This is a genomic window from Phyllobacterium sp. CL33Tsu, assembly GCF_900113985.1.
In the GTDB taxonomy this organism is placed as follows: Bacteria; Pseudomonadota; Alphaproteobacteria; order Rhizobiales; family Rhizobiaceae; genus Phyllobacterium; species Phyllobacterium pellucidum.
The window spans coordinates 172207-189418 of sequence record NZ_FORJ01000004.1 but is presented as its reverse complement, the minus strand read 5'-3'; the positions used below and the strand labels follow the sequence as shown (position 1 = coordinate 189418).

Genomic DNA, 17212 nt, shown 5'->3' with positions numbered 1-17212 from the left:
CCTAGGCGAAATCGCGGACGGTACCGTTGACGATGGCGGCGGCCGCGCCCCGGGTTTTCGCTCCGGTGCTCATCAATTCGCCTGGGCAAATGTTCCTGTTTGTGGTCCTTGAAATCGCACAAGCTCGGCCGAGCGCGAATCGCGCGGCCATTCTTGAGGGCGGCAAGTTGCAAGAACTCTTCCGCAGAAATCGCGAACCGGTGCGTCACACGCTCAAACCAGGTGAGTGGCTATTTCGGTTGCTATCGTGTGTGCCAAGCGAGCGGCCAACGTGATGGCGCTTAAAGTCGGATTAGCTTGCCCGGAAGTGGGGAATACGGCGCTGCTGGCAAGAAACAGATTCCTGACCCCGAATACGCGACAATTACGATCGACGATGCCGGCCTTTGGGCTTAGTGCCATTCGGGCGGTTCCAATCTGATGGACGCCATCACCGGCCTGATCCATGACACTCGGTTGACGTTCTTCCGGTGGGCCATGCCAGATCAGTTCTCCTAGTCCGGTTGATTTCATCCAACGGTCAAGGTGATTATGAGTGTCGACAACGGCTTCGGCGTCTTTCGACTGAAAACGCAGGTCAAGAATCACCTTCCTTAAACCGAGCGCATCGCGTTCATTAACAAGGCGAATGCGCGAATCTACGTTGGGAAGATGCTCGGCGTGATAATGCAAAGGGTAACGCCGAGCACCGTTGAGCAGATGCAGACCAGGGAGCCTTCGGCTGGAAAGCGACCTCCCGTATATGAAGCGTGGGAGAAATTTCGCGATCGCCGGCAAGCCGCGAGCGACATTGAGTGCGTGCGCCGCTTTATGCCCACCGTCGCCCACATTAATGCGGCGCAGCGACTCGCTTACCAAAACACGTCCCACCGGTGGTACGGATAGAGTGAGATAGGCTAGCGACAAGACTGCATCTCGATGGCTTGCATCGGCCATGGCGGGAAGCTTTGGCCAGAACGAAATATTGGTCAGGTTTTCCTTTGCCTGAAACTCACCGCTGCCGGTAATCCGCCGGCGCCCGAAAGCACCGTCCGGCCCGCGGAAGAAATCCAATGCTTTGTCGAGTCCAGCATGAGAAAAATGTATATCGGCAACATCGCCGGAAAGATGTCCCATATAGAATCTGCCGAGCGGACCCTCTTCTCCCCCAAAACGTTTTGGTGCTTCCGCTTGTGCAGCCAGTAGGAGACGGGTCGTTTCGACCCCACCGCAAGCAAAGATGTAAGCCTTGGCTTTAAGTAACCCCATCGAGCCATCGCGGCTCCTGACTTTGATTGCTTCTATACCGTCATCATGCGCGAAGCACATATCGGTCACTGTCGCACCGAGGCATGCCGTGATCAAAGGCGATCGCTCGATTTCCTTACGATAGGCCACGCCGAAGCTGACAGGCTGAGCATAGCGCATCAGATTGCCGGTAGAAAAGTTATTGTCCACGAGCTCCAGTCCGCGAACAGGCTGCTGGAATGACTCGCCGCAATTGGCATAACGGCAGGCAATCTTCAGATAATCGGCAAACTCACTGTAGGCTATTGGCCATATCGCGTCTGCAGTAATTGGGCGGTAGGCAAAGTCGATCGGATCAAGTGGAACGCAGCCCGCTCCCCAAAGATTTGATGTCCCGCCAAAACTTCTTTGAACTGAAAGCGTCATGTCGCTGTTGCGTCGGATGTCCGCGCGTTCTGCATCCGACAGCGCCTGTGCGGCGGAATCAGGCTTGAACAGGCCGGACTCGATGAGCGTTATCGATTGCCCGAGCCGCGCAAGTTCCAATGCTGTTACGATTCCTACCGGTCCTGAACCGACCACACAAATATTGTGTACCTTCGACAGAAGGTTGGTTATATCACCGACGAACATGAAATCCCCCAGTTCTGTTCTCGGTCTTCAGTGCGCATTTGAGCCTGAAGGCTCGCTGAGTATAGTTGAACGCGACACCATTGGGCAAATCATCCATTTGGGCAGGTGTGCTAGTCGTGGATTGGCAGAATGCGCCAGGGCTGAACGGTGGCGGCGTCGCCTTATCAAGCACGTTCTTGGTGCAATTCATCGCTGCTGATAACGACACGTTTCCAGGTATCCGCGTTTTCAGATGGAAACACCACTGGCTGATCGCATCACAGCTGATTTGGGAAGCCTCGCCCTAGCAGGATATGGCAGTTACCTTTCGGCGAACCACCGAGGAAGCTCGGTTGACATCAGGATGGGAACCCAAAGCGACGTTGGGTGGCCCGCCGTGGCGGGCCACCCCACATTCAAACTGGCCAGACCGACTGCAACTTTTCTCCCGCAAGAATACGGTTTCGCGCGGCCGCCTCGTTTTTGCCGAGTGCATCGGCGGCATCAGCAACGTCGCGGAGGCGTTCTTTCGGTATTGCAACAACACCATCGATATCGCCAAATATGATATCGCCGGGGCTCACGGTCACCCTTCCGATTTTGACCGGCACCTGAGATTTTTTCGGTTCTTTCTTGCCGGTCACGCCCACGGGGCTCGGCGACGTACCGAACAATGGATAGCCCAGTGCGCGGACCTGGGCGAGATCGCGGACGGTACCGTTGACGATGGTGGCGGCCGCGCCCCGGGTTTTCGCTCCGGTGCTCATCAATTCTCCCGAACAGGATCCATCGGCACAAGAGGCGTCACAGACCAAAATTCCGCCCTTGGGCGTATTGTCAATCGCGTTATGGTAGACGTCCTGGGGCTCTCCCTTGCGATCAGAAGGTTCGAATAGAACGGTTACCGCGGGACCGCACACGACTTCTCCCGAGCCAAGGGCCCCAAGAAGCGAGATCCCGTCGAGGTATCCCCATAGGCCAAGATGCTCCATGCTGTCGTGGACGTCGCCGGAGTACCATTTCTTAAGGCGCTCTATCGAGTCCCAATCCGTGTCCGAATAGTTGAAATCAGGCATTTTCATTTTTCCTTAGCGTTGGCATTTTCGATCGCGACCCGCAGATAAGCTGCACTGTTGTCGATTTGGGCGCGCATTAGCGTTTTCGCACCAGCCTCATCACGGTTGCGGATCATTTCGAAGATATCCGCGTGCTCCGCATAGGCGGCCGCGAGTGATTTGCTTGGTACACGGCTGGTGACGCGGATGACTTCGGTGATGAGGCCGTAGAGATTGTCGTAGAAGACAGACAGGATCGCATTTCCTGTCGAGTGGACGAGAGCCAGATGAAAGGCTGCGTCCGCCTGCGTAAATCCTGCAAAATCCTCCTTGTCGCGAGCGACGCGCATCGCTTCAAGGGCCGCCTCTACCTCGGCATTCACCGGCTGTGCCTTGGCTGTCAGCAGGCCCACCACCTCGGTTTCGATCATGCGGCGTACGACCATCAACTGTAGGAGATATTCCGAGTCGCTGGCGAAGCGTTGCCGAACCGTAACGGCGAGCGTCCCCAGAAACTCAGCGACATCATCCCGGACGACGATGGTGCGTTCACCGTGTCGACGTCTGACGAGTCCCTTGGTCTCAAGGATTTGCATCGCTTCTCGCACAGACCGCGTGGATACACCAAAGTCACGGGCAATTTCACTTTCCGATGGAAGCCGCTCCCCAATCGGCAAGGCGCCCGAAATGATCTGGTCCTCGAGCGCACTCGCGACCGAGGAATGAAGCCTGCTTCGCGGCCTCGCGTCAGGCGGCGCCTGTTCGGTGGATCTCATTTTCGCCCTCTCTTTCAGTCCCACGACCGCAACTGCAATCCACAGGTGGCCGTCGCTCTTCATCACAATCATGTGCTGCAATTTATTCAGCGAACGTGCTTGACTCATACTTATGTCATAAGTCATATGTCAAGAGTTAGTTCAGGGCACGCACGGCAAGTGGCAGTCGCTCTGCAGGTCGCCCGGACGTCAGGGCGGTGTCAAGCAAACGGTACGCCACGATTAGTGCGAGCCGTAACGAACGAGGGAGGAGAATAAAATGATCAAACGTTTGCGACATTTGGTCGGCGGCATCATTGCCCTGGCGGCCGTTTTGGCTGCATCTGCAACAGGTGCAAGCGCACAGACGACGGCGGATATCGCCAAGAAGGGCAGCGTCACCATCGGTGTTCTAACCGGCATCCCGCCTTATGATACGGTAGATGCCAACGGCAACACCGACGGGTTCATCGTCGACCTTGCCAAGGAGGCCGCAGCTGCCCTTGGTGTAAAGCTCGAGATTGTACCGGTGAACAACGCTTCACGGGCTGCAGCGCTTGAGTCCGGCCGCGTGGATTTCCTCATCGCGCAAATGACCGCGACACCGGAACGGGCCAAGACGTTCCTTATGACCAATCCCTACGGCGCCTATGAGATGCGCTTTGTTGCGGCCAAGGATATGAAGCTGACTTCGCTCGACGATCTCAAAGGTAAGCGAGTTTCTGTACCTAAAGGCAGTACACAGGACGTTGCAGTCAGCGGTTACGGTGTCGAAGGTCTTGAAGTCGTTCGATTCGACGACGATGCGCTTGCGATGCAGGCGCTGATCTCCGGTCAGGTCGATGCAACAGCTGCTGTTGCCGCGGTCGCCAACGACATCATTACCAAGCGTAATCTCAGCAATCTCGAAGTGAAGAAAGACGTTCCGCTCTTCACCCTCTATTGGTCGATGGCCACGCGCAAAGATGCGACTGAACTCCACCAGTGGCTGAACAACTTCATCTACTACATCGAAGTGACCGGCAAGCTTGATCAACTGCACAGGAAGTGGATCGGCATTCCTGTCCCCGGTGGCAAGCTTCCGACCTTCTAACACAACGTCGACTTGTGCATGCCCTGTCCCGAGCCGGATCGTCAAGATCCCCGGCTCGGGCACAGCAGGAGACCGTCATGGCATACGAGATGAATTTCACGCCCGTTTTGGCGCGAACGCCGGAATTGATCAGCGGCACCATCGACACTCTAATACTGTCGAGTCAGTCCATCGGCATCGGGCTAACGATCGGACTCGCAGCCGCGTTGCTACGCGTGGATGGCCCGAAGTGGGGCGCCGTTGTCAGCGCCACCTACGTTGAAGCCTTTCGCAATACGCCGCTGCTCGTGCAGCTGTTCCTTCTGTTTTTCGGGTTGCCCTATATGGGAATCCGACTGACTGCCAATGAGGCGGCAATCTTCGCAATTTCCCTTAACCTTGGAGCCTATTCGGCCGAAATCTTTCGAGCAGGCCTGCTCGCCATTCCGAAGACGCAAATCGAGGCGGGTCTCGCGCTGGGCCTCTCGCGCCTTCAGGTCATGCGTTATGTCGTCATTATTCCGGCACTGCGTATTATCTATCCCTCTCTGACCGGACAGCTCACGCTGACTCTGCTTGGCACGTCCATCGCGTCCGCCATCTCGGCGACCGAATTGACCCTGGCAGGCGCAAAGATCGAATCACAGACCTTCCGCAGTCTCGAAACCTTTCTGGTTTTGGCGGCAATCTACATCACCATGACCTTCGTTTTCCGCTTTCTCTATTGGCTGGTCGGGCTGTGGCTGTTCCGTCGCCGCGTCCCCAAGACGGGGTCTGCAGCCGCAACACTCACCCTCCCCCGCGAGGTCGAATCATGATCCAGTCCTTCGGTTGGCAGAGCGTACAATTCCTTTTCCACGGTCTTGTGTGGACCGTGGGCCTCTCCCTGTGCACATTCGTCGGCGGCGGGATCTTCGGCCTGCTCTTTGCTATTGCGCGTTCCCTCGGCCCAAATTGGCTGCGGGCGCTGGTGGCGGGATATATCCAGCTCGTTCAGGCAACTCCGCTGCTGATTGTCGTCTTCCTCTCCTATTACGGATTGAGCTTTCTTGGCTTCTATTTCCCGCCGTTGGCCGCGGCAGCGATCTCGCTGACGATTTACGCCACTGCATTCCTTGCCGATATCTGGCGCGGCTGTATCGAGGCCATTCCACGCACGCAATGGGAAGCAGCCGACGCACTCGCACTCAGCCCGTTCCAACGCCTGCGCTATGTGATCCTGCCACAGGCATTTCAAATCTCGCTCGGTCCCACAGTCGGGTTCATGGTGCAGATCGTGAAGAATACGTCCGTGACCGCTCTGATTGGCTTCGTCGAACTGACACGGGCCGGCCAGCTCCTCAACAACATGACGTTCCAGCCCTTCCACGTCTTCCTGACGGTCGCCGCGATGTACTTCGTCGTTTGCTATCCCCTGTCGTGGTGGAGCGAGAAACTCAAGGAAAGAAAACATGCCGGCACTGCGCATTGAGAATCTCAAAAAATCCTACGGCAACGTTCCTGTCCTCAAAGGCATAAATCTTGCGGTGGAAAACGGCGATGTCGTCGCGGTAATAGGCCGCTCGGGCTCTGGCAAGAGCACCATGCTCCGCTGCATCAACGGGCTTGAGCCGTTCCAGGAAGGCACGATCGAAGTTGTAGGCCACAAGCTCGACCAATCCCGCGCCAACCTGCGTGAATTGCGCAAGGAGGTCGGCATGGTGTTTCAAAGCTATAACCTCTTCCCGCACCTTTCCGTCGCCGAAAACATCACGCTTGCGCCACGGGTCGTCAAAGGGCTGCCACGTGATGAAGGTTCAGCGCTGGTGCGGGAGGTCCTGAGCCGTGTCGGATTGGCAGAGAAGGCAGATGCTTATCCGGACGAATTATCGGGCGGTCAGCAACAGCGCGTTGCCATAGCGCGATCCTTGGCAATGAAGCCAAAGGTAATGCTATTCGACGAGGTGACGTCGGCGCTCGATCCCGAACTGACAGGCGAGGTTCTCAAGACGATCGCTCAGCTCGCTGAAGCCGGCATGACCATGGTTCTGGTCACGCACGAGATGGGGTTCGCCCGCCGCGTCGCCACCCGCACCGTCTTCATGCACCAGGGCACGGTCTGGGAAGAGGGTAAATCGGAAGAAATCTTCACCCATCCAAAAACGCCGGAACTAAAAAACTTCATCGCGCCCGATCTCAAGTGAGCGGCCAAGCCATTACCACCAAGGAGACTGAGAAATTGCCCGGACCAGAGAACACCAAACTAGCCAGCAAGTTGAAAAACGGCGAGCCGACGTTCGGCGCCACTTTTTACACGGGATCGACGGCTGCCATCGAGGCCGCCGGAAACTGGGGGCTCGACTTCGCCTTCATCGACGCCGAACACACGCCGGTCAACGTCGATGCACACATGGAAAAACTGGTGCTTGTCGCGCTGCTCGCGGGAATCGCGCCTCTCGTGCGGGTTCGCGGCACCAATGAATGGGACATTCGCAAGTCGCTCGAATTCGGGGCGACGGGGGTTATCGTGCCGCAAGTTGGAACGGCCGAACAGGCGCGCGCCATCGTGAGGGCCGCTAAATTCCCGCCCTTTGGCCGCCGTGGCGGTGATGCCAGTTGTCGTGCCGCTGGCTTTGCCGGGCCCGGTTTCCAGTGGTCGGCATATATGGAGCACGAGAACGCAACCCGTCTCGTCATTCCAATGGCCGAGAGCTACGAGTTCTTCGACAATATCGACGAGATCCTCGACGTCGAAGGTATCGACGTCATCAACTTCGGACCGGCGGACTATTCGATTTCGCGGCGCATCTCCATCGACTATTCGATGTCGCATCCTGAAATCGAGGAGAAGCTCGCCGAGCTCATCGAAAAATGCCATGCGCGCGGCATCAAGGTGATGGCACCATGCATTCCGCCTGTTGCCGAGAACGTCTCCGCGCTCAAGAAGAAGGGCGTCGACATGATCATCATGGGAAATGACGTCCTGTTCCTCAATGAGGGACTGCGCCGCGCGCGCGAAGCGGTTGATACATCCGCTAAGTCCGCTTGACTACCGAACATTTAAGGACACCAGGAAAAACACCATGAGTGATGCATTTGATATCAGTGGCCGCGTCGCGGTCGTCACGGGCGGTCTCGGTCAGCTAGGCACGCAATTCTCCAAGTCGCTTGCGGAAGCCGGCGCAAAGGTAGCAATCTTCAGCAGACGCCCTTTCAGCGCCGAGAAGCTTGCCGAAAAGTTCCCGGACCTCACAGACCGCATTCGCGTCTACGAAGCAAGCGTGACCGACAAGGCCGCCCTCGAAAAGGCGACCGAACAACTGATCGACGATTGGGGTGTCCCGCACATCCTCGTCAACAATGCCGGAATCGACTCCAAGCCAGATGGCTCGGCGGAGCAGAATGCGCCCTTCGAGGTCTACCCGCAGAAATATTGGGATGAAATTATCGATACCAACCTTACGGGCGTCATGCTGACCAGCCAGGTCGTCGGCAGCAAGATGGCTGAGGTCGGGCGCGGTTCGATCATCAATGTCGGCTCGATTTACGGCATCGTCTCGCCGAACCAAGCTCTCTATGCTTATCGCGAAGAGCGCGACGGCATTCCATTCGTCAAGGCGATCTCCTACGCCGCGTCGAAGTCGGGCCTGGTCAACCTGACGCGCTATCTCGGCACTTATTGGGGAACGAAGAACGTTCGCGTCAACCTCATCTCCTTCGGCGGCGTAAAGACGGCAAGCTTCGATAAGGAATTTGTCGAAGCCTTCCTCGACCGCGTGCCCATGCGCCGGCAGGCCGAGATCAATGAGTACAACGGAGTGATCCGCTTCCTTGCCTCCGATGCCTCGTCCTACATGACCGGCTCGAATGTGGTCGTGGATGGCGGCTTTACTGCCTGGTAGTCGGTGCGGGAACGACACGGGAAAATCGCATGAAAGCATTTTTGGGAATTGACGTCGGGACGGGCAGTGCCCGCGCCGGCGTCTTCGATGCCCGGGGCACGCTGCTCGGAACAGGTATTGCCGCGATCGAAACGCTTCGCCCGCGCCCGAACTTCGCCCAGCAGAGCTCAGCCGGCGTCTGGCGCGCAGTTTGTATGGCGGTGGTTGCGGCGACGGAACGCGCCGGAATCGCCCCTGCCAGCATCGTCGGTATCGGCTTCGACGCCACCTGCTCGCTCGTCGTTGTCGGTGAGACTGGAAAACCGGTAAGCGTCTGCCCCAATTCGACACCGGATAGTGACATCATCCTTTGGATGGACCACCGGGCAATTGGCGATGCCGATGAAATCAATGCAATTGGCGGCGAGGTTCTTGACTATGTCGGCGGACGTATATCTCCGGAAATGCAGATGCCAAAACTTCGGTGGCTCAAGCGCGAACTGCCGGAGAGCTGGAAGATTGCCGCTACGTTTTGGGACCTTCCCGACTGGCTCGTCCACAGGGCAACAGGCACCAGCACCCGGTCCGTCTGCTCGGCTGTGTGCAAGTGGACCTATCTCGGGCACAAGGGGTTCAATGGCGAAGGATGGGATCAAGAATTCTTCACCGCAATTGGCCTTGGCGATCTCGGGGACAGTGATCACCTGGCGATCGGCAACCAATTTGCGCCGGCGGGAACCGCCATTGGACAATTGAGCGAGACTGCAGCGGGGGAACTCGGCCTGCGACCTGGTATCGCCGTTTCGAGCGGCATGATCGACGCCTATGCAGGCGCGCTTGGAACGTTGGGAGTCAGCGCTGCTCGCGGCGCAAGCCTTGCGCTTATTGGCGGCACATCATCATGTCACATTGTAACTTCCGAAGAACCTATCTTCGTCGGCGGCGTATGGGGACCCTATTATTCCGTGCTGCTTCCAGGAGTATGGGCCAGTGAAGGCGGGCAATCCGCCGCCGGCGCGCTGATCGATGCTGTGATCGCTCGCCACGCCGCCAGCGCCACGCTTGGCGACAATAGTAGGCCCGCCGAACAATTGCATCGGCACCTGGCCGCTATGGCGGACGAGACCGCCTTCTTGACGGCGGATAGGCACGTCAACCCCGATTTTCACGGAAACCGTTCGCCCTTGGCGCAAGCGTGGCGAAAAGGCGCGGTGAGCGGGCTCACCCTTGATTCCGATGTTGACGACCTTGCACTCGACTATCTCGCGACCATCCAAGCTCTCGCCTATGGCACACGCCATATCATTGAAGAGATGCAACGCAAGGGGATCGAGGTGTCGAGCCTCGTAGTCAGTGGCGGGCTCGCAAAGAATATACTTTATCTTCGGGAGCATGCCGACGCCACGGGGTGCCGTGTGGTGGTGCCGGCGCAGTCGGAACCAGTGCTGTTGGGTTCTGCCATTCTCGGCGCCGTAGCGGCCGGCGCATTCAATGACATTGCTTCCGCGATGTCAGCCATGAGCGGAGACGGAACGGTTGTCGAACCACGATCCGGAAAGATTCGGCGGTATCACCAGGCAAAATACAAAGTGTTCCGCAGGATGCAGGAAGACTTTGCCGCTTACGCGCAAATCATGTCGGCCGAGCCGCTGAATTAAGAGGAACGATTATGACCAGGATAATGCTTGTCGCCAGCGGTGACCTGCGGGAGAGTGCGAATGTCAAGTGCTGGCCGGCCCAGGCGGCGATGGAGCGGAAACTCACCGAGGTATTGGCCAGTCTAGGCCACGACCTCGTGCGCGCCCATCCGTTCCGAAATGAAAAGGGCCACGGGTTTATCGCCTCACAGCGCGAAGGCATGGACATTTTTGCCACGATCGACCCCGCGGTGCCGCTTATTGTCGCCGAGGCGGTCTGGCAATATTCGCATCACGTGCTCGCCGGCCTCGTCAACCACAGCGGACCAATCTTGACTGTTGCCAACTGGGCCGGGGAATGGCCCGGGCTCGTCGGACTTCTCAATCTGAACGGTTCCCTCACCAAAGCCGGCGTCGCCTACTCGACACTATGGAGCGAGACATTCGACGACACCTTCTTTCGCTCTGGACTAAAGAAGTGGCTCGTAACTGGTAGAATCGAGCATGACACGTCGCATGCCATCGCACTGGACAAGGCCCGCCTGCCCGCCGAGGCAGCGAGGCTTGGCCGGGAGCTTGCAAAATCCATCCGGCGCGACAAGGTCATCCTTGGCGTTTTTGATGAAGGCTGCATGGGTATGTACAATGCAATCATCCCCGACGAGCTCCTGATGCCGCTGGGCTTCTGGAAGGAACGGCTGTCCCAATCGGCGCTCTACCACGCAACGATGCAAGTATCAGAGACCGAAGCGCGTCAAGTGTACAATTGGATGGTCGCAAAGGGCATGACATTCCACCTCGGTGACGATCCGAAAATTGAGCTTACCGAAGCGCAGGTTATCGACCAATGCCGCATGTACATCGCCGTGGTGCGAATAGCCGACGCCTTCGGCTGCGAGGCGGTTGGAATTCAGTATCAGCAGGGGCTGAAGGACCTTCTTCCAGCCTCTGATCTCGTCGAGGGAATGCTCAATAATGATGACCGCCCCGACGTCATCGGCCGCGATGGCAAGCCGATCAAGCCGGGCGAAGCGATCGTCCATTTCAACGAAGTCGATGAGTGCGCAGCACTCGATGGAGTCATGACCAATCGCGTTCATCGCGCGCTTGGCCAGCCGGTGGAAAATACGCTGCACGATATTCGCTGGGGCGACATCGACCGCTCGGGTGGCCGCGATGATTTCATCTGGGTCTTCGAGATTTCGGGAGCGGCGCCTCCGGCACACCACGAGGGCGGCTGGGCAGGATCGGAAAGCTTCCGCCAACCAGCAATGTTCTTTCCTGCCGGAGGCGGCACTCTGCGCGGCGTCGCTAAAGCCGGTGAACTCGTGTGGAGCCGAATCTTTGTGGCAGACGGCACGCTTCATATGGATATTGGTCGCGGCCAGGCCGTAGCGTTGTCAGAAGCTGAGACGGAGCGACGGTCGCGGGCCACCAATCCCGAATGGCCTATCATGCACGCCGTCCTGACAGGCGTTGATCGCGACGCCATGATGGCGCGGCATCAGGCGAACCATGTTCAAGTTGCCTATGGCACCACCGCCGAGGCGGCGGACGCAGCCATGTGGACCAAAGCAGCGCTGGCGGCCGAGTTGGGTATCTCCGTCAATATCTGCGGGTTGAATTAAAGCGCATGCAATCTCGGCGGTCGATGAATCCTTCCTTTCGCTGCGCATTTGTTCCGTTTGAGACACCGTAATGGCGCCGGCATTGCCATGTTCAGAGTAAAAGTCGGCCACTCAAGTTTGTCATAAGGACAGCCGACAATGGGTTTTCCATCCGTCGGTGATGCCACGGCTTCATCCTACCACTGCCCTCGATACTTTGTTATTTGCAACAGAGGGGAGGCGCATGGCTACTAGTACAGTTAAGTGGTTCACTTCTCAGAAGGGCTTCGGCTTCATTCAGCCAGATAGCGGGAGTACAGACGTGATCGTACATATTTCCGGTCGAGCGAGCTCCCACCGGGAGTGCCAATCAATCCCTGTCTGATAGCGTCGCCCCGGACTGGTAGAGCAAGACCGGGCGGATTTCATAGACGGCGGTCGGGTTGGCACGGCGCAAGTCGCGGGCAATGGCGATCGCCCCCTCAATTGCAGGGCACTCAACAACATAGAAGCCAAGCAATTGCTCCTTTGTTTCTGTAAACGGCCCGTCAGTGACGATACCGGCTCCCTTGCCGCGCAATGTGACCGCGCGCCGGGTCGGCCCAAGGCGGGCCGCTGGGCCCAGGCTCTTTTCCTTTACAAGGCGGTCGCCGATTTCCAGAAGTTCGGCCATCAACGATGCGTCCTCCTCTTTCGACCATGATTCGACAATCTCTTCCTCGTGATAGGCCAAGATGGCGTAGAACATGAACTGCGTCCCTCTGTTCAGTCGATGATGACAGGAAAAATCGCGGCGATAATCCCGATTGCTATTTCTGGCGCACGGCGGATCCGACAAGCCACACGATGAGGGATAGCAGTCCGGCTCCGACCGCTGCTCCTCCGAGAAGCTCAACAAGATATCCTGTTGCGGGAACGCTTCGCGCCCTGCCTGTATAGAGTATCCATATGGCCATCAGCAGGCATCCAAGTATAGCGCCCCACATAGCAGATCTCGTTAAACTGAGTTTCCTCATCTTTTCTCCGGAAGGCGTTAGAGGAAGCGGACGTTCGCCTTGGCTATGCTGGACGATCAAACAAGGCATGCCAAATGAGTGGTACGCCAAAATAGATTATCGCGGCCGCAATGAAAACCAAAGCAAAGATAAACCAGGCTCTGACACTGCTCTTCATATGGATTCCCCCGACGTGGTGCATGTTGCCAAGCGGCCGTCAAAATAATGCTACACCATCGCGAGACCAAATCTTTATTCGCTGGGTCCCAATTCTTGGCAATCGATCCAAAATGTATAAATGCAAATTGACCGGCGCGGAACTAAATTTCAGGCAATTGATTCGAAATGAATGACACAAAGGCTGGAAACCTGCGCCTGCTTTTGCGGGCAAGTCACCGCCGAGGCCGAGGGCGAACCGTTCTGGATCTGCTACGATCACGACGATGATTGTCGCCGCGCGATCGGATCACCGCTGACGATCTGGGTGGGTTACAAAACGGCACAATTTCGCTTTACAAATGAGCCACCAAAGACCTTCTCAAGAACGAGTGGGGTAGTGCGCAGCTTCTGCGGTACCTGTGGCACCTCAATCGGGTATGAGGATGAGGGCATAGCCGGCGAGATATATTTGACGATCGGCTTCTTCGATCATCCTGAACATTTCGCCCCCACTGCGCATGCTTATTGGCAGCTGAAGCTTCCCTGGATTGCCTTCGATGATACCTTGCCAAGAATAGATCAGTACTCGCGACCGCGCGACGCGGCCTATGGCACGCCGCGTGATCGGAAGTGAGAGAACACACTCTAGGAAGCGAGTGGGTAGGGCAGGGGGGCTTTTTAGTGGGGGCTGCAAATCAGCGAGTGGCTTACTCCGCGGGACAAAGCTTTTTGATGGCCTGAGGCCTCTTGTTAAGCTTGGCAGATTGCCTGCGCTTCATCATATCGAATGCGATTATGGCGCCCAATACGACGGGGCCGCCTAGAACGATGAAATACCATAGGTATAGCGTCATCGGTTTCCTTCATTTGTGACAGGAGATGGATTTCAGTCGAAAGAAATGTCTTGCCTGTAAGGCCATAGGATTGTGCCCTTTTAGCGTGAGCAAAAGGGGCTCGAAAAAAATGTGGCTAACGGCGACTCTTTCGCGCGTTGACCGAAGCATTGATTCGCTCGCAATCACCGTTGAATTTGATGATCAACTGTTCGGCATCATCCCTGTTGAGGTTAAACGCTTCCATGAGGTGATCGACAGTGTAGGTTTCTCCGATTTTGCCCTGAGGGCGGTTCTTCCATGTAGAAGTCGTCTTATCGTTGGTCATCTGTTTTCCTCGCATGTGAATGGCTGTCTCTTACAAGCGGAATGCCATCTCCGCCTTGAGCATCGCGCCTGGCGTCGGTCAGCATGGCCTCTCTCTCGCTGCGCGATCGGTGGCGCATCGATTTGATCGATTTATTTGAAATCCGAAACTGTCCGCAGGTCGGGCAAAAGAATTCAACGAAATCGCCGTCTCGGGGTAGCACTTCATGAACAGGTTCATCGGAAATAGGGCAATTATAATAGGTTTTTAGCATATATCCTCCGTTGACCAGTATACACCCTCCATCAGCATTCACCTAAGAAACCGCGCCCCTTCGAAAATTACGTGTGATGTTGAATATCCGGCTTTTTCCACCCTTCAAGACGGAAGGAAGTAAACGCTCGCGCCCAGGAACACGATCAGGATCAGGGCAAAAGCGGCAATCCGGAGATACCAGGCTCTATTATTGTTCATGCCGATCGATCATCTCATATGCTGTCGTAAAATGAAAAACAGCCACACTCCGACAATGAGAGCCATCGCAGTCAGGGCATAGAAGAGCGAGCCGCCTGAAAACATATCTGCCGCAATCGTCGTCATTAGACCCGTAAATGATTAATGGTTCAGTGATGGAACGCGGGCCAAACCTGTCTGTTCCATGAGACGCAGGCGATAGAGACAAATGCTGCGGTATCGCCACATTTGCAAGTAATGCATCGTTCGGAAAGAGGTGGCGTATGAGGATGTCACTAGTGAGCGGCAGCGAATACGGGACTATCAACAGCAAATACGATAGTGTTGCACTACGGAATACCCGCGTCGGCCACCAAATGGGAGGCTTCGTACACAGGATAGACCCATAGAATGAGGAATTCGAACGATGCGCAATGCAGTTACAAATTCAAACGACACGTTTTCTAAGAAACTTTCCCGAAGCCGTATCCTGCTGATCGTGGTTCCGCTGATGGTGCTCGCGTCGTGTGCTTCTTCCGAAAAAAAGTGGGTCCATAGCGAGGCTCCGGCGACTCCGGCAGACAATGATATGGTGCAGTGCAAATATCAGGCCGCGAGTGCAACGGCTTCTTTGGCTTCCGATAGTTCTGCCAGACGGAAGGAAGAAGCCAATCTGATCAATAGCTGCATGCAAGCAAAGGGATACAAACAGTAATCAACAATCGGTGTGCAGCTGTTGCCTGGCGCCAAGACCTGCCTTCCGGACTGACATTCATGAAATCAAACATGGCGGGGCGGTCGTGGGTCTATCGGCGTCGGTGGATGAAGGTCCAAAAGGAGTTCCAGTGCTCGGGCGGCAGCAAGTACCTGTCCCTCGGCGCGGGTGCGGCCGACGATTTGTAGTCCGACCGGACGTCCATCTTTGGTGAACCCGCAAGGCAGGCTGAGCGCCGGCGACGCTGTCAGGGAAATTGCGTAGGCTATTGCCAGCCATTCGAAATAATTCGGAAAGGTGTAGCCGGCACATTCCTTCACGTATCTGTCGCTGGCAGGATACGCGGCAACGATCGTGGCCGGACAAAGAAGGAGGTCATAAGTCTCGAAAAAGGCATGCATCCTTCGGTAAATCGCCGCGCGATTGTTTTCCGCTCGTACGATATCTGCCATCGAATAGCTGAGCCCCTTTTCAATATTCCATACGACTTCCGGCTTCATTTTGTCCCGATGCGGTTCCAGAAGCGCGCCGTAACTTATGGCAAAGGCCATGCCGCGCAGGACGCTGAACGTGTCATGGGCCTCCGAGAGATCGGGATGCGCCTCTTCAACATGCGTGCCAATTGCCGCCAAGCTTGCAGCTGCTGCGCGACAGATCGAGGCGACCTCCGGGTCAACGGGCGTAATGCCAAGATCGGCGGAAAAGGCCACCCGCGCCGGCCGCCAGCCGGAGCGCGCTGCGGCAAGGAAACTCTCGGTCCGCGGTAACGACAGAGGGTCAGCAGGGCTATCGCCGGTCATCGCATCCAGCAAAAGCGCTGTGTCTTCGACGTTACGAGCCATAGGACCGTTGACGCTCAGCAGGTCATCGATCTTGAATCGTGCACTGCGAGGAACGCGGCCCGGGCTTGGGCGCAGGCCCACTACGCCGCAGAAGCTTGCGGGATTGCGCAAGCTGCCTCCAAGGTCGGAGCCTTGCGCGACCCAGGCCATGCCAGTGGCAAGAGCAACGGCGGCTCCACCCGAGGAGCCTGCAGCGGACAGGTCGGTATTCCAGGGATTCAATGTTGTCCCGAAGACGTCGTTGAATGTATTGCCACCAGCACCAAATTCTGGGGTGTTCGACTTGGCGTAAACAACACCGCCCTCGGCCTCCAGCCTCTCGACAAGAATGTCGGATTGTTCGGGAACATGGTCTGCAAATATTGTCGAGCCATAGGTGCTGCGAACGCCGGAAACGTCTGTCAGGTCCTTGATCGGCACAGGCAATCCCGCCAAACGACCGCGGCGCCCGAGAGGCTGTTGGAGCAGGCGACGGGCTCGATCGCGGGCGCGATCGAGACAAAGAATAGGAAGTGCGTTGACGACGTTCTCGACGGCGGCAATGCGAACCACAAGTGCATCGAGACAATCGAGCGGCGTTACCTCACCGCCATTTAACAGATCGACCACCTCGCAGGCAGACATGCCCGTTAGACCAATATCGCCTGCCACGACGCTATTCTCCGATGGAACGTGTCCAAGCGAAAACACTATACCAATGTTCGGCGTGATGTGTCTCAAAAATAGGCATGCCGGGATGTCCTGTAGCGGGTCTGGCAGCTTTGCAGCAGGTCGCTTCAATGCGGCGAAGCCCCCGAGTTGAGCATTGTTTCATGGTTGTCGGGGCGTGCCCCGGTGCATTACTGGTTCATCCCACTTGACTCGCTCCGGCAATTTGTTCTCTTTTCGTTCTCATGACAAGGACAATCAAGAATCTGGGGCAGGCGGCCCGCTACGGCATGTTCGTGCGGGTTGGTTGCCGAAAATGTGATAAGGTCGCGACCTTCACGGCGACTGACCTGGCCGCTGTTCTCGGCCATGGCCGCACACTTCCAAGCCTCACCTTCCGGTGTCGGGACTGCAATTCCATAGACTGCGAAGTTA

Annotated in this window: 16 protein-coding genes and 1 pseudogene; 11 read left to right on the top strand and 6 right to left on the bottom strand. The window is 56.7% G+C overall.

Going from position 1 to position 17212, the window contains the following annotated elements; translation table 11 throughout:
• Positions 1–213: 213 nt before the first annotated feature.
• From BM074_RS15950 to BM074_RS15940, 3 genes are all read right to left on the bottom strand, one after another.
• Complete coding sequence (locus BM074_RS15950) at positions 214–1860, bottom strand: GMC family oxidoreductase (protein ID WP_027232157.1); 1647 nt, start codon at positions 1858–1860, stop codon at positions 214–216.
• A 395-nt stretch (positions 1861–2255) separates the two neighbouring features.
• A complete protein-coding gene (locus BM074_RS15945) occupies positions 2256–2915 on the bottom strand; it encodes an RraA family protein (protein ID WP_175499045.1) in 660 nt (219 codons plus the stop codon).
• 2 nt (positions 2916–2917) lie between these two features.
• Positions 2918–3796, bottom strand: coding sequence for a FadR/GntR family transcriptional regulator (locus BM074_RS15940; RefSeq protein WP_091923282.1), 879 nt, complete (start codon positions 3794–3796; stop codon positions 2918–2920).
• 133 nt (positions 3797–3929) lie between these two features.
• Between BM074_RS15940 and BM074_RS15935 the strand changes: the two genes are divergently transcribed.
• The 9 genes and pseudogenes from BM074_RS15935 to BM074_RS15895 form a co-directional block, all read left to right on the top strand.
• The gene (locus BM074_RS15935) at positions 3930–4742 is read left to right on the top strand and encodes a transporter substrate-binding domain-containing protein (RefSeq protein ID WP_091923280.1); all 813 of its coding nucleotides are present in this window, start codon (positions 3930–3932) and stop codon (positions 4740–4742) included.
• Between the two features lie 77 nt (positions 4743–4819).
• Complete coding sequence (locus tag BM074_RS15930) at positions 4820–5539, top strand: amino acid ABC transporter permease (RefSeq protein WP_051615044.1); 720 nt, start codon at positions 4820–4822, stop codon at positions 5537–5539.
• Positions 5533–6192 (top strand): amino acid ABC transporter permease, encoded by a 660-nt coding sequence (locus tag BM074_RS15925; protein ID WP_162737237.1) that lies wholly within the window; start codon positions 5533–5535, stop codon positions 6190–6192. Before BM074_RS15930 ends, BM074_RS15925 begins: the two co-directional genes overlap by 7 nt.
• A complete protein-coding gene (locus BM074_RS15920; RefSeq protein WP_091923277.1) occupies positions 6173–6904 on the top strand; it encodes an amino acid ABC transporter ATP-binding protein in 732 nt (243 codons plus the stop codon). Before BM074_RS15925 ends, BM074_RS15920 begins: the two co-directional genes overlap by 20 nt.
• A gap of 35 nt (positions 6905–6939) precedes the next feature.
• Positions 6940–7749, top strand: a complete 810-nt coding sequence (locus BM074_RS15915; protein WP_027232152.1) for an HpcH/HpaI aldolase family protein — start codon at positions 6940–6942, stop codon at positions 7747–7749.
• 34 nt (positions 7750–7783) lie between these two features.
• On the top strand, positions 7784–8602 hold the full coding sequence (locus BM074_RS15910; protein ID WP_091923275.1) for an SDR family oxidoreductase: 819 nt from the start codon (positions 7784–7786) through the stop codon (positions 8600–8602).
• A gap of 29 nt (positions 8603–8631) precedes the next feature.
• Complete coding sequence (locus tag BM074_RS15905) at positions 8632–10239, top strand: FGGY-family carbohydrate kinase (protein WP_091923273.1); 1608 nt, start codon at positions 8632–8634, stop codon at positions 10237–10239.
• Positions 10240–10250: 11 nt separating this feature from the next.
• The gene (locus tag BM074_RS15900) at positions 10251–11846 is read left to right on the top strand and encodes a fucose isomerase (RefSeq protein ID WP_091923271.1); all 1596 of its coding nucleotides are present in this window, start codon (positions 10251–10253) and stop codon (positions 11844–11846) included.
• Positions 11847–12069: 223 nt separating this feature from the next.
• Positions 12070–12165 (top strand): annotated as a pseudogene (locus BM074_RS15895) (cold shock domain-containing protein); the annotation flags it as partial.
• Between the two features lie 30 nt (positions 12166–12195).
• On the opposite strand, the gene BM074_RS15890 reads toward BM074_RS15895, so the two are convergent.
• The gene (locus BM074_RS15890; protein WP_027232148.1) at positions 12196–12573 is read right to left on the bottom strand and encodes a YciI family protein; all 378 of its coding nucleotides are present in this window, start codon (positions 12571–12573) and stop codon (positions 12196–12198) included.
• Positions 12574–13169: 596 nt separating this feature from the next.
• Here BM074_RS15890 and BM074_RS15885 point away from each other — a divergent pair.
• A complete protein-coding gene (locus BM074_RS15885; RefSeq protein ID WP_091923268.1) occupies positions 13170–13613 on the top strand; it encodes a GFA family protein in 444 nt (147 codons plus the stop codon).
• Positions 13614–13948: 335 nt separating this feature from the next.
• Here the strand turns inward: BM074_RS15885 and BM074_RS15880 are convergent, their stop codons facing one another.
• On the bottom strand, positions 13949–14140 hold the full coding sequence (locus tag BM074_RS15880) for a hypothetical protein (RefSeq protein ID WP_027232145.1): 192 nt from the start codon (positions 14138–14140) through the stop codon (positions 13949–13951).
• An 859-nt stretch (positions 14141–14999) separates the two neighbouring features.
• On the opposite strand from BM074_RS15880, the gene BM074_RS15875 reads away from it, so the two are divergent.
• Positions 15000–15287, top strand: coding sequence for a hypothetical protein (locus tag BM074_RS15875; RefSeq protein WP_091923267.1), 288 nt, complete (start codon positions 15000–15002; stop codon positions 15285–15287).
• A 65-nt stretch (positions 15288–15352) separates the two neighbouring features.
• Here BM074_RS15875 and BM074_RS15870 read toward each other — a convergent pair whose 3' ends face one another.
• Positions 15353–16753 carry an amidase gene (locus tag BM074_RS15870; protein WP_091923265.1) on the bottom strand — a complete coding sequence of 467 codons (1401 nt, stop codon included), beginning with the start codon at positions 16751–16753 and terminating at the stop codon, positions 15353–15355.
• Positions 16754–17212 lie beyond the last annotated feature (459 nt).

Coding starts and splice junctions, on each gene's coding strand:
- BM074_RS15945 (WP_175499045.1), bottom strand. CDS start 2,915: ATGCCTGATTTCAACTATTCGGACACGGATTGGGACTCGATAGAGCGC.
- BM074_RS15905 (WP_091923273.1), top strand. CDS start 8,632: ATGAAAGCATTTTTGGGAATTGACGTCGGGACGGGCAGTGCCCGCGCC.
- BM074_RS15950 (WP_027232157.1), bottom strand. CDS start 1,860: ATGTTCGTCGGTGATATAACCAACCTTCTGTCGAAGGTACACAATATT.
- BM074_RS15900 (WP_091923271.1), top strand. CDS start 10,251: ATGACCAGGATAATGCTTGTCGCCAGCGGTGACCTGCGGGAGAGTGCG.
- BM074_RS15920 (WP_091923277.1), top strand. CDS start 6,173: ATGCCGGCACTGCGCATTGAGAATCTCAAAAAATCCTACGGCAACGTT.
- BM074_RS15910 (WP_091923275.1), top strand. CDS start 7,784: ATGAGTGATGCATTTGATATCAGTGGCCGCGTCGCGGTCGTCACGGGC.
- BM074_RS15940 (WP_091923282.1), bottom strand. CDS start 3,796: ATGACTTATGACATAAGTATGAGTCAAGCACGTTCGCTGAATAAATTG.
- BM074_RS15875 (WP_091923267.1), top strand. CDS start 15,000: ATGCGCAATGCAGTTACAAATTCAAACGACACGTTTTCTAAGAAACTT.
- BM074_RS15870 (WP_091923265.1), bottom strand. CDS start 16,753: ATGTCTGCCTGCGAGGTGGTCGATCTGTTAAATGGCGGTGAGGTAACG.
- BM074_RS15935 (WP_091923280.1), top strand. CDS start 3,930: ATGATCAAACGTTTGCGACATTTGGTCGGCGGCATCATTGCCCTGGCG.
- BM074_RS15880 (WP_027232145.1), bottom strand. CDS start 14,140: ATGACCAACGATAAGACGACTTCTACATGGAAGAACCGCCCTCAGGGC.
- BM074_RS15930 (WP_051615044.1), top strand. CDS start 4,820: ATGGCATACGAGATGAATTTCACGCCCGTTTTGGCGCGAACGCCGGAA.
- BM074_RS15885 (WP_091923268.1), top strand. CDS start 13,170: ATGACACAAAGGCTGGAAACCTGCGCCTGCTTTTGCGGGCAAGTCACC.
- BM074_RS15890 (WP_027232148.1), bottom strand. CDS start 12,573: ATGTTCTACGCCATCTTGGCCTATCACGAGGAAGAGATTGTCGAATCA.